The 11,929-nt window shown below is 67.7% G+C and carries 12 protein-coding genes; 5 read left to right on the forward strand and 7 right to left on the reverse strand.

Features of this window, described 5'->3' with window-relative positions; all coding sequences use genetic code 11:
• The first annotated feature begins 40 nt into the window (after positions 1–40).
• Positions 41–493, forward strand: coding sequence for a GNAT family N-acetyltransferase (locus LGI35_RS23075; protein WP_227296016.1), 453 nt, complete (start codon positions 41–43; stop codon positions 491–493).
• Positions 494–633: 140 nt separating this feature from the next.
• On the opposite strand, the gene LGI35_RS23080 is transcribed toward LGI35_RS23075, so the two are convergent.
• Together LGI35_RS23080 and dnaB are read right to left on the reverse strand one after the other, a co-directional pair.
• Positions 634–2,019 carry a serine hydrolase domain-containing protein gene (locus LGI35_RS23080; RefSeq protein WP_227296018.1) on the reverse strand — a complete coding sequence of 462 codons (1,386 nt, stop codon included), beginning with the start codon at positions 2,017–2,019 and terminating at the stop codon, positions 634–636.
• Between the two features lie 160 nt (positions 2,020–2,179).
• A complete protein-coding gene (gene dnaB, locus LGI35_RS23085; protein WP_227296020.1) occupies positions 2,180–3,655 on the reverse strand; it encodes a replicative DNA helicase in 1,476 nt (491 codons plus the stop codon).
• Between the two features lie 458 nt (positions 3,656–4,113).
• On the opposite strand from dnaB, the gene LGI35_RS23090 reads away from it, so the two are divergent.
• Positions 4,114–5,451: an MATE family efflux transporter gene (locus tag LGI35_RS23090; RefSeq protein WP_227296022.1), complete on the forward strand. Its 1,338-nt coding sequence runs from the start codon at positions 4,114–4,116 to the stop codon at positions 5,449–5,451.
• A 95-nt stretch (positions 5,452–5,546) separates the two neighbouring features.
• Here LGI35_RS23090 and rplI read toward each other — a convergent pair whose 3' ends face one another.
• The 4 genes from rplI to rpsF form a co-directional block, all read right to left on the reverse strand.
• Entirely contained in the window at positions 5,547–5,993 is a 447-nt protein-coding gene (gene rplI, locus LGI35_RS23095) for a 50S ribosomal protein L9 (RefSeq protein WP_116512098.1), read from the reverse strand.
• 18 nt (positions 5,994–6,011) lie between these two features.
• Positions 6,012–6,248 carry a 30S ribosomal protein S18 gene (gene rpsR, locus LGI35_RS23100; protein WP_003949403.1) on the reverse strand — a complete coding sequence of 79 codons (237 nt, stop codon included), beginning with the start codon at positions 6,246–6,248 and terminating at the stop codon, positions 6,012–6,014.
• Between the two features lie 58 nt (positions 6,249–6,306).
• A complete protein-coding gene (locus LGI35_RS23105) occupies positions 6,307–6,909 on the reverse strand; it encodes a single-stranded DNA-binding protein (RefSeq protein WP_227296024.1) in 603 nt (200 codons plus the stop codon).
• 75 nt (positions 6,910–6,984) lie between these two features.
• A complete protein-coding gene (gene rpsF, locus LGI35_RS23110) occupies positions 6,985–7,275 on the reverse strand; it encodes a 30S ribosomal protein S6 (RefSeq protein WP_052578287.1) in 291 nt (96 codons plus the stop codon).
• Positions 7,276–7,540: 265 nt separating this feature from the next.
• Between rpsF and LGI35_RS23115 the strand changes: the two genes are divergently transcribed.
• The 3 genes from LGI35_RS23115 (at position 7,541) to LGI35_RS23125 (ending at position 10,244) form a co-directional block, all read left to right on the forward strand.
• Positions 7,541–7,855, forward strand: a complete 315-nt coding sequence (locus tag LGI35_RS23115; protein WP_227296026.1) for a hypothetical protein — start codon at positions 7,541–7,543, stop codon at positions 7,853–7,855.
• A 116-nt stretch (positions 7,856–7,971) separates the two neighbouring features.
• On the forward strand, positions 7,972–9,093 hold the full coding sequence (gene femX, locus LGI35_RS23120) for a peptidoglycan bridge formation glycyltransferase FemX (RefSeq protein ID WP_227296028.1): 1,122 nt from the start codon (positions 7,972–7,974) through the stop codon (positions 9,091–9,093).
• Positions 9,094–9,212: 119 nt separating this feature from the next.
• Complete coding sequence (locus LGI35_RS23125; protein ID WP_227296030.1) at positions 9,213–10,244, forward strand: alanine racemase; 1,032 nt, start codon at positions 9,213–9,215, stop codon at positions 10,242–10,244.
• Between the two features lie 84 nt (positions 10,245–10,328).
• Here the strand turns inward: LGI35_RS23125 and LGI35_RS23130 are convergent, their stop codons facing one another.
• Positions 10,329–11,840, reverse strand: a complete 1,512-nt coding sequence (locus LGI35_RS23130) for a glycosyltransferase family 87 protein (protein WP_227296031.1) — start codon at positions 11,838–11,840, stop codon at positions 10,329–10,331.
• Positions 11,841–11,929 lie beyond the last annotated feature (89 nt).

Here is an 11,929-nt window from a genome sequence, read left to right on the forward strand (position 1 = left end):
GTCCGGGACCGACTACGCCGTGGCCGCATAGGCTGCGGCCATGGGAGATCTTGAGATACGGCCTGCCGTGGCCGCCGACGTCCCGGCCATCGTGGCGATGCTGGCGGACGACGCTCTGGGCGCCGGCCGCGAGTCACCGGACGACCTCACGCCATATCGGGAGGCGCACGCGCGCATCGCCGGGGACCCCAACCAGCACCTGGTCGTCGCCGTGCGCGAGGGCCGCACTGTCGGCACCCTTCAGCTCACCGTCATTCCTGGGCTGTCGCGGAAGGGCTCCACGCGCTCGATCATCGAGGGCGTCCGCATCCACGCGGACGAGCGTGGCAGCGGGCTCGGAACGCTGCTCATCGAGTGGGCCGTGGACGAATCCCGCCGCCAGAACTGCCAGTTGGTGCAGCTGACGTCCGACGCCACCCGTACCGACGCCCATCGCTTCTACGAGCGACTGGGTTTCGAGGCCTCACATGTGGGCTTCAAGCTCCAGCTCTGACAACACCGAGGGGCCGGGTGGTCGTCTGTTTCACGTGAAACAGACGACCACCCGGCCCCTTCACCATGCCGACCTGGATCGAAGCCGACCGCGAGAGCGAAGCTGACAAAGCTTCGTCGCCGCGCGAGGAACGAGGTCAGCTAGGAACGCGGAAGCCCTCGCCAGCCCTCCGGGTCCACCCCGCCGGGAACCGGCGCCCCCTTCTCGTACGGCTCGCGCGTGAAGACGAATGATCCGAGATCGAGATGGCTCACCGATCCGTCGGGCCGGCGCTCGACGCGCAGGAGCTCCCCCGCGTAGTAGCCGTCCAGTCCCGTCCAGGTTCCGTCGCCGTTCGGGCGGAATCGCGAGTCCCGCACCCCACCCGTCAGCGGCCCGAGCGAGACACCCCCGTCGGCCGTCAGCCGCAGCACCGTGCTCTGCGTCCCCCAGTACCAGGGCCCGGCGAGCTCCAGCACCACCGCATCGACCTCCGGCAGGGGCCGCCACGGCTCAGGGATGCGTGGCTCGGCCTCGGCGACGATACGGAGAAGGTCCGTGCTGACCGTAGATGCGGGAACGCCCGACGTGCAGTTGGCGAGCGTCACCGCGGCCAGACCCTCCTCCTCGCTCAGCCACAGCCCCGCCACGAACCCAGGAAGCGAACCGCCGTGCCCGGCCAGCACCCGGCCGTTCCTCTGTACCAGCTGTAGACCGAGGCCGTACGAGGAGTCCCAGTCCCCCGGCAGCGTGGGTGCCGCGGGCGTGCGCATCTCGCGTACGGACTGCGCGCTCAGAACCCGGTCGTCACCCTCCATCAGGAACACGGCGAACCGCCCCAAGTCCGCTGCCGTCGACCAGAGTTGTCCCGCCGGAGCCATCAGCCCCAAGTCCTCCGCGGGCTCCGGCATCATCACATCGGCCCAAGGGTGCACGGCCCAGCCGCCGGCATGCGGAACCTGCGGCTGCCCGCTCGTCCGGTGCAGACCGAGCGGCTCCAGGACCTCGCGGCGCAGGACGTCCTCCCAGGGAGCACCGCGCAGCGCCTCGACCAGCGAACCCAGCAGCGTGTAGCCGGGGTTGGAGTAGTGATGCTGCTTGCCGACCGGATGCCGGAACGGCTCCTCGCCCAGCACATCGGCGAGTTCGGGACGCAACGAGGACGACGAACGCTCCCACCACGGACCCGGGGTCTCGGCCGCCAACCCACCGGTGTGCGCCAGGAGTTCGGCGATGGTGACCTGACCGGCGCCGGTGCCCGGCAGATGCTTCTCCAGCGGGTCGCCGAGGTCGAGAACCCCCTCGTCCCGCAGCCTCAGCACCAGCACGGCCGTGAACGTCTTGGTGATCGAGCCGATCCGGTACTGCACGTCCAGGTCCGGAGCATGCCCGTCCACACAGGTACGCCCATCGCTCCACACCAGCTGACCGTCACGCACGACCGCGGCCACCAGCGAAGGCGATCGGCCTTCCGCCTGAGCGGTGGCGATGCGGTGCAACAGAGCTCGGCGCGTTGTGGGCAGCAGTTCTTCAGGGGATGTCGTCATGCCCCAAGTCCACCCCGCCGGCCGCCGGGCGTCGACCGCTTTTAGGCCGACAGATCCGGGCAGGGCAGGTCCGGAGCTCCCGCGTTCAAGGCGCGCACGTCCAGAGCGCGCGGCTCCAGGCCGGTCGGCACCAAGTCGTGCGGGATCAGGTCGTCCGGGATCAGGTCTGCGCCATGTCCACGAAGCGCGAGTAGTGACCCTGGAAGGCGACCGTGATCGTCGCCGTCGGACCGTTACGGTGCTTGCCCACGATGATGTCCGCCTCGCCTGCGCGGGGCGACTCCTTCTCGTAGGCGTCCTCGCGGTGCAGAAGGATCACCATGTCCGCGTCCTGCTCGATCGAGCCGGATTCACGCAGGTCGGACACCATCGGCTTCTTGTCCGTACGCTGCTCGGGGCCACGGTTCAGCTGCGAGAGCGCGATGACCGGCACTTCCAGCTCCTTGGCGAGGAGCTTCAGGTTTCGCGACATGTCCGAGACTTCCTGCTGACGGCTCTCGGAACGCTTCGAACCACCGGCCTGCATCAGCTGCAGATAGTCGATGATCACGAGCTTGATGTCATTGCGCTGCTTGAGGCGCCGGCACTTCGCACGGATCTCCATCATCGACAGGTTCGGGGAGTCGTCGATGTAGAGCGGTGCTGCCGAGACCTCGGGCATCCGGCGCGCAAGCCGGGTCCAGTCCTCGTCCGTCATGGTGCCGGAGCGCATGTGATGCAGCGCGACCCGTGCCTCCGCGGACAGCAGACGCATCGCGATCTCGTTCCGGCCCATTTCCAGGGAGAAGATGACGCTGGGCAGGTTGTGCTTGATCGAGGCGGCACGGGCGAAGTCGAGCGCCAGGGTGGACTTACCCATGGCGGGACGGGCGGCGATGACGATCATCTGGCCGGGGTGCAGGCCGTTCGTCAGTGAGTCGAAGTCCGTGAATCCGGTGGGCACACCGGTCATCTCACCGCTGCGGGAGCCGATCGCCTCGATCTCGTCGAGCGCGCCCTCCATGATGTCGCCGAGCGGGAGGTAGTCCTCGCTGGTGCGCTGCTCGGTGACCGCGTAGATCTCGGCCTGCGCGCTGTTCACGATCTCGTCGACGTCGCCGTCGGCCGCGTATCCCATCTGCGTGATGCGCGTGCCCGCCTCGACGAGCCTGCGCAGGACCGCACGCTCGTGGACGATCTCGGCGTAGTACTCGGCGTTCGCCGCGGTCGGAACCGTCTGGACGAGGGTGTGCAGATACGATGCGCCACCGACCTTGGTGATCTCGCCACGCTTGGTGAGCTCGGCCGCGACCGTGATCGGGTCGGCAGGCTCGCCCTTCGCGTACAGGTCGAGAACCGCGGTGAAGATCGTCTCGTGCGCGGGGCGATAGAAGTCGTGCCCCTTGATCACCTCGACGACGTCGGCGATCGCGTCCTTCGACAGGAGCATGCCACCGAGAACCGACTGCTCGGCATCGAGGTCCTGGGGCGGTACCCGCTCGAAGGACGGAGCTACTTCGTCCCAGCCGCCATCGCCACCACGATCGTGCTGCTCCTCGCGCCCCCGCCCACCGCTGCCACGCCGGCGGGAAGCAGGCAGACGGTCACTGGGACCACTGTCGGCCCAGGGGTCGTCCAAAGGCTCGGAGATACTCACCGGGCCACCTCCTCCAGTCCGCCGGGCGGACCTCGCCGTGCCCTCTTTCTTACGGCACGACACTGACAAATATGGGGACCCGACTCCGGTTCTGACGCGTCGGTTCATGACGTTTCCGAGGCCTGAAATCGTGGCGGGCGCCGCACCACGGTAGGCCCCTCGGCACCTTCAGCCAATCTGGTTATCCACAGGCGGTGTGGATGAAGGGCCTCTCGCTGTGGAGAACTCCGCAAAACCTGTGCACGACACGGTGGACAGCCCTGTGAACAAGCCCTCAAGGGGCACGCAGAAACGTGTCTGACCTGCGACTTTCCCGTCCACCGGCTGTGCAGGAAAAATACTTTCCCGGCCGGCTCAAGATCCCTGTAAACGGTGCGTGACGCCGCGTTCGAGAGGCACCGAAGTAAGGACTCAAAGGTGGTTGCATCTCTTACCTGTGGAAGATTACATTGGTGCTCATGACACAGGCTCCCGCGGCGCCCAAGGCCGCCCGGCGGCGGCACGACCGTGAGATCGTCGCGCTGGCCGTCCCCGCCTTCGGCGCGCTCGTCGCCGAGCCACTTTTCGTGATGGCCGACAGCGCCATCGTCGGCCATCTGGGCACCGCCCAACTGGCCGGTCTCGCTGTCGCCTCGTCCCTCCTGATGACCGCCGTCAGCGTCTTCGTCTTCCTGGCCTACGCGACCACGGCCGCGGTGGCCCGCCGCGTCGGCGCCGGAGATCTCCAGTCCGCGATCCGTCAGGGCATGGACGGGATCTGGCTCGCGCTACTGCTCGGCGCCGCGGTCATCGCCATCGTCCTGCCCGCCGCCCCCGCGCTCGTCGAGCTGTTCGGCGCCTCGCACACCGCGGCACCCTACGCGATCACCTATCTGCGGATCTCCTCGCTCGGCATCCCCGCGATGCTTGTCGTCCTCGCGGCGACGGGAGTCCTCCGTGGCCTCCAGGACACCAAGACTCCGCTCTATGTCGCAGTCGGAGGCTTCGTCGCCAACGGCGCGCTCAACGCTGGGCTCGTCTACGGCGCCGACCTGGGCATCGCGGGATCCGCCTGGGGCACCGTCATCGCCCAGCTCACCATGGCCGCCGTCTATCTCGTCGTCGTCGTACGCGGGGCCCGTCGCCACGGCGCTTCCTTGCGTCCCGACGCCGCCGGGATACGAGCCTGCGCCCAGGCAGGCGCCCCGCTGCTCGTCCGCACCCTTTCGCTGCGCGCGATCCTCATGATCGCCACCGCGGTCGCAGCCCGGCTGGGAGACGCGGACATCGCCGCGCACCAGATCATCATCTCGCTGTGGAGCCTGATGGCCTTCGCGCTCGACGCCATCGCCATCGCGGGCCAGGCCATCATCGGGCGCTACCTCGGAGCGGACGACGCCCAGGGCGCGCGGGATGCCTGTCGCCGCATGGTGCAGTGGGGCATCGCGGCAGGGTTCGTCCTCGGACTCCTGGTGATCGTCTCGCGACCGCTCTTCATTCCGCTGTTCACGAATGATCAGGCAGTGCAGAACGTGGCACTGCCCGCTCTCCTGATGGTCGCGCTCTCCCAGCCCATCTGCGGCATTGTCTTCGTTCTCGACGGAGTCCTGATGGGAGCGGGCGACGGCCCGTATCTCGCCTGGGCGATGCTCGCGACCCTGGCGGTCTTCACGCCGGTCGCCCTCCTGGTGCCGGTCTTCGGCGGAGGACTCACCGCTCTGTGGGGCGCGATGACTTTGATGATGACCGTGCGCATGCTGACCCTGTGGCTGCGCTCGCGCTCCGGCCGCTGGATCGTCACGGGCGCCACGCGCTGACCCGGTTTCACGTGAAACGGTGACCGTGAAACGCGTTGGGCCGCACCCCGAGGGGTGCGGCCCAACGTTTGCTTCAGCTCTGCCAAGCGCAGTGCTTAGGCGGAGACGACCTCGACGCTGACCTTGGCGGCAACCTCGGGGTGCAGACGCACGGTCGCCTCGTGGGCGCCCAGCGTCTTGATCGGCGAGCCCAGCTCGACGCGGCGCTTGTCGACCTTCGGGCCACCAGCGGTCTCGATCGCCGAAGCGACGTCAGCCTGCGTGACGGAACCGAAGAGACGACCGGCGTCGCCGGAGCGGACGGCCAGACGGACCTTGACACCCTCGAGGCGGGCCTTGATCTCGTTGGCCTGCTCGATGGTCGCGATCTCGTGGATCTTGCGGGCGCGGCGGATCTGCGCCACGTCCTGCTCGCCACCCTTGGTCCAGCGGATCGCGAAACCACGCGGGACCAGGTAGTTGCGGGCGTACCCGTCCTTGACGTCGACGACGTCGCCGGCGGTGCCGAGGCCAGAGACCTCGTGAGTCAGGATGATCTTCATTAGTCGGTCACCCTTTCCTTATCGCGCGGTGGACGTGTAGGGCAGCAGCGCCATCTCACGGCTGTTCTTCACTGCCGTGGCGACGTCACGCTGGTGCTGCGTGCAGTTGCCGGTCACGCGGCGGGCACGGATCTTGCCGCGGTCGGAAATGAACTTCCGCAGCATGTTCGTGTCCTTGTAGTCCACGTACGTGACCTTGTCCTTGCAGAAAGCGCAGACCTTCTTCTTAGGCTTGCGCACAGGCGGCTTCGCCATGGTGTTTCTCCTGTGTGATCAAGAAGTGTGGGTACGGCCCACCCCTTGGCCCTGAGGCCTAGAAGGGGGGCTCGTCCGAGTAGCCGCCGCCGGAGGAGGAACCGCCGGAGCTTCCGCCCCAGCCACCTCCGCCGCCCTGCTGGCCGCCGCCGCTGGCCGGCGTACCGGTCGCCCAGGGGTCGTCGGCGGGAGCACCGCCGCCGCCCTGCTGCTGACCGCCACCGGAGCCACCGCCCCAGTTGCCGCCGCCCTGCTGGCCGCCGCCACCGCCGCCGTATCCGCCCTGGCCACCGCGACCGGTGGTCTTGGTGACCTTGGCCGTGGCGTTCTTCAGGCTGGCGCCGACTTCCTCGACGTCCAGCTCGTAGACCGTGCGCTTGACGCCCTCACGGTCCTCGTAGGACCGCTGCTTCAGCCGGCCTTGCACGATGACGCGCATGCCTCGCTGGAGCGACTCCGCGACGTTCTCCGCCGCCTGACGCCAGACCGAGCAGGTCAGGAACAGGCTCTCGCCGTCCTTCCACTCGTTCGTCTGCCGGTCGAAGGTGCGGGGAGTGGACGCGACACGGAACTTCGCGACCGCCGCACCGGAAGGGGTGAAGCGCAGCTCGGGGTCGTCGACAAGATTGCCGACGACCGTGATGACGGTCTCGCCTGCCATGGGGGAACCTCTCGGCGGGTTTGCTGCTGGCTGCTTGCTGCTACTCGAAACCCGAGTGCCGCTGAGCTAGAAAGCTCAGTGGGTCTCGGGACGGAGGACCTTGGTCCGGAGGACCGACTCGTTCAGGTTCATCTGGCGGTCGAGCTCCTTGACGACCGCAGGCTCGGCCTGCAGGTCGATGACCGAGTAGATGCCCTCGGGCTTCTTCTTGATCTCGTACGAGAGACGACGACGGCCCCAGGTGTCGACCTTCTCAACCTTTCCGTTGGCCTCACGGACAACGGAGAGGAAGTTCTCGATCAGCGGGGAGACAGCGCGCTCCTCGAGATCGGGGTCGAGGATGACCATCACTTCGTAGTGACGCATGTGGAACCCACCTCCTTTGGACTCAGCGGCCACGGTCGTTCCGTGGCAGGAGGGTCGTGATGCGTACGCAACGGTATCGGCGACCACTGACAATCGGGCCCCGCTGGCGGGGATCCCTGATCAGGGCATGAGCAGACACCGGTGCAGACGGTACAGACTACCCGCACCACGGCTTCCGGTTGAAATCCGGCCGCGAGAGGGCACAATCTGTACACATCGGGTGTGTATGGCGCTACGATGCGCCGCCTTCCGCAGGAGGTGCCACATGGCACAGGCAATGCGACCCAACACCACGACGTCTCTCTTCGCCACGGACGGGAAGCCCCATCCCCTCCAGGACTCGCTGGTCGCGGTGGCGATGATTCTCGGGGCGATCGCCATCATCTCTTCGCTCTTCAGCAGCCTCCACCTGCTCAGCTCCTGGGCAGGGCTGATCGGCGTCCTGACCGGCGCGTACGGCCAGTTCATCTCGGTGACGACGCGTGAACGCTTCGGTCTCATCCTGGGTCTCGGCGCCTCGGCGATCGGCCTCTTCATCGGCATGGCCCACGGTGGCCTGTTCGGCGGTGTCATCGGCTGACGGCCCGCGAAGCTTCCATAGGCCCATTCGGGGCGCTCCCAGGGCGCAGTAGGCTTCGGCGCGAGAGCCGGAGCCCTTGTACCCATGGGGACACACCAGCCCGAGGAGCGCCCCGAATGAGCCTGACCCTGAGGACCATCAGCCGAGAGCAGCATCTGGCATACATCCAGAGCCTGCCCTCGGCTAGCCACATGCAGGTCCCGGCATGGGCTGATGTGAAGGCGGAGTGGCGCTCCGAGAGCCTGGGATGGTTCGACGAGCGGACCGGCGAGATGGTCGGCGCGGGCCTGGTCCTGTACCGGCAGCTGCCCAAGATCAAGCGCTATCTCGCGTATCTGCCCGAGGGCCCGGTCATCAACTGGTTCGCTCCGAACCTGGACGACTGGATGCGTCCGATGCTGGCGCACCTCAAGCAGCAGGGCGCCTTCTCCGTGAAGATGGGCCCGCCGGTGATCATCCGGCGCTGGGAGGCCACGTCGATCAAGAAGGGCATCCAGGACCCGGACGTCAAGCGTCTGCGCGACATAGAAGCCGACTTCATCGAGCCGCGCGCCTTCGAGGTGGCCGACAAGCTGCGTCGCATGGGCTGGCAGCAGGGCGAGGACGGCGGTGCCGGCTTCGGCGACGTCCAGCCCCGCTACGTCTTCCAGGTGCCACTGGCCAACCGGTCCCTCGAGGACGTGCACAAGGCCTTCAACCAGCTCTGGCGCCGCAACATCAAGAAAGCCGAGAAGGCCGGCGTCGAGGTCGTCCAGGGCGGCTACCAGGACCTCGCCGAGTGGCAGCGTCTCTACGAGATCACGGCTGTGCGCGACCACTTCCGGCCCCGCCCGCTGTCGTACTTCCAGCGCATGTGGACGGCCCTCAACAGCGAGGACCCCAACCGCATGCGGCTGTACTTCGCCCGCCATGACGGGGTGAACCTGTCGGCGGCGACGATGCTCGTGGTCGGGGGGCACGTCTGGTACTCCTACGGAGCCTCCGACAACATCGGCCGTGAGGTCAGGCCCTCGAACGCGATGCAGTGGCGGATGCTCCGCGACGCCTACGCGCTCGGTGCGACGGTCTACGACCTGCGCGGCATCAGCGACTCCCTCGACGAGTCGGACCACCTCTTCGGTCTGATCCAGTTCAAGGTCGGCACCGGTGGGCAGGCTGCCGAGTACCTCGGCGAGTGGGACTTCCCGCTCAACAAACTGCTGCACAAGGCCCTCGACATCTACATGTCGCGGCGCTGAGCCCCTCCCGGTCCGCCTGGTCCACACGGCCCGGGCGGACCCTGCACAATTCACGTAGCTCCAAAGCTTCTTCATACCTCTGATACACCGCAGCCACGAGAAAGGTTCCGGGACCGGCCATGGCGCTCACGCTCTACGTCGACACCGCGCGCTGGCGGGCACACCACAAGCACGTGCTCGAGCAGTTTCCGGGGATCGTCCCGGTCTGCAAGGGCAACGGCTACGGCTTCGGCCACGAACGGCTCGCGGACGAGGCCACCCGCTTCGGCTCGGACATCCTCGCCGTCGGCACGACCTACGAAGCCGCCCGGATCAAGGACTGGTTCAGCGGTGACCTGCTGGTCCTGACCCCGTTCCGGCGGGGCGAGGAGCCCGTGCCGCTGCCCGACCGTGTGATCCGCTCCGTCTCCTCCGTCGACGGCGTGCACGGCCTCGTCGGCGCCCGCGTCGTCGTCGAGGTGATGTCCTCGATGAAGCGACACGGCGTGAGCGAGCAGGAACTGCCCCAACTCCACTCCGCCATAGAGGACGTCCGGCTCGAGGGCTTCGCGATCCACCTGCCCCTGGACCGCACCGACGGCTCCGACGCCGTCGAGGAGGTCATCGGCTGGATGGACCGTCTGCGCGCGGCCAGGCTGCCGCTGCACACGATGTTCGTCAGCCACCTCAAGGCCCAGGAACTCGCGCGCCTTCAGCAGCAGTTCCCGCAGACCCGGTTCCGGGCGCGCATCGGTACGAGGCTCTGGCTGGGCGACCACGAGGCGACCGAGTACCGCGGCGCGATCCTGGACGTCACCCGCGTCGCCAAGGGCGACCGCTTCGGTTACCGCCAACAGAAGATCGCCTCGGACGGCTGGCTCGTGGTCGTCGCCGGCGGTACGTCGCACGGCGTGGGCCTGGAGGCTCCCAAGGCGCTGCACGGCGTCATGCCGCGTGCCAAGGGCGTGGCCCGCGCGGGCCTCGCGACCGTCAACCGGAACCTGTCGCCGTTCGTCTGGGGCGGCAAGCAGCGCTGGTTCGCGGAGCCCCCGCACATGCAGGTCTCGATCCTCTTCGTACCGTCCGATGCCCCCGAGCCCCGGGTGGGTGAGGAGCTGGTGGCCCATCTGCGGCACACCACCACGCAGTTCGACCGGATCCTCGACCGCTGACCGAGGCTCAGGACACACCGAGTCCCACGGACAAACGGAAGGGCCGGACACCATCACGGTGTCCGGCCCTTTTCGTGTGTTCGCTCAGAGCGAACGTTCCTCTTCCTTGCCCCAGCCCCAACTCACCTGTGGTCGCTCCTCGTTGTGAACCGCGTGCCGTGGGGGATGGGCGGCGTATCCCAGCACGAACACGTCGGGCGCTCCGTCCAGGACACCGCCCGACGGATCGTCGTCCCCGGAGCGTCTGACCACGTCCCGTTCCGGCATCAGGATGTCGCGGACGATCACCGCGCACAGATAGAGCGTGCCCAGCAGGTGGATGAGGATGACGAAGTGGTAGCCGTCCGTGGGCAGCCCCCGGTGCTTGTCACCGCTCGTGGTGTACGCGAGGTACATCCAGATCCCGAGGAAGTACGCGACCTCGCACGCCTGCCAGATCAGGAAGTCCCGCCAGCGCGGCCTGGCGAGGGCCGCGAAGGGGATCAGCCACAGGACGTACTGCGGCGAGTAGACCTTGTTGGTGAGGATGAACGCGGCGATGACCAGGAAGGCGAGCTGCGCGAGGCGGGGCCGACGTGGCGCGGTGAGGGCGAGTGCGGAGATGCCCAGACAGGCCAGGACCATCAGCACCATCGCGTAGGTGTTGGCGTCGTCGGGGCTGATCTGCGCGTCCCACCGCTGCTGGATGATCAGCCAGATGGACCCGAAGTCGACGCCGCGCTCCTGACTGAAGCGGTAGAACTTCGACCAGCCCTCGGGAGCGAGCAGCATCACCGGCAGGTTCACGACGAGCCACGCGCCCACCGAGCCGGCCAGGGCCTTCCCGAAGTCCCGCCAGCGTCCGGCGCGCCAGCAGAGCAACAGGAGCGGGCCGAGCACCAGGAACGGATAGAACTTCGCGGCCGTGGCCAGGCCCAGCAGGACGCCGAAGGCGACAGACCGGCCCCGCGACCACATGAGCATCGCGGCCGCTGTGAGGGCCACGGCAAGCAGATCCCAGTTGATGGTGGCAGTCAGCGCGAACGCGGGCGCGAGGGCGACCAGAAGGCCGTCCCAGGGGCGTCGCCGGTGGGTGCGGGTCACGCAGATGGCGACCGCCACCGCGCAGATCATCAGCATCCCGGCGTTGACCATCCAGTAGACCTTCTCCAGGTGCTGGATGGAGCCGCCGCCCAGGGTCAGCCAGGACGCGACCTCCATGAACACGCCGGTCAGCACCGGGTACTCGAGGTAGTCCATGTCGCCGGGCAGCTTGTCGAAGTAGGGCACCAGGCCGTCGGCGAAGCCCCGCCCCTGAAAGAGGTGCGGGATGTCCGAGTAACAGGCGTGCGTGTACTGCGAACTGGCGCCGAAGAACCACGCGCCGTTGTAGCAGGGGAATTTCTGCACCATGCCCAGCGCGAACATGCCGATCATCACCAGCGCGATGACGCGTACGGGGGTCCACCAGGAACTCCCGAGCAGCGCCCATCGTCCGATCGGTCCGCCGATCAGCTCACTCCCCGCTGCGGCGACCTCGTCCTCCTTGGTCGGCCGTACCGGGTCCGGCTGTTGCACATGCGTGCGCGTCGTCTCTGCACTGGGCATGCCGCACATCCTGCCGTACGCACCTGAGAACGGGGCGAGGGCCGCCGCACCCGATCGGTGCGGCGGCCCTCACTTGGCCTGGATCACGCTCTGTTTCA

This window comes from Streptomyces longhuiensis (genome assembly GCF_020616555.1).
Classification (GTDB): domain Bacteria; phylum Actinomycetota; class Actinomycetes; order Streptomycetales; family Streptomycetaceae; genus Streptomyces; species Streptomyces longhuiensis.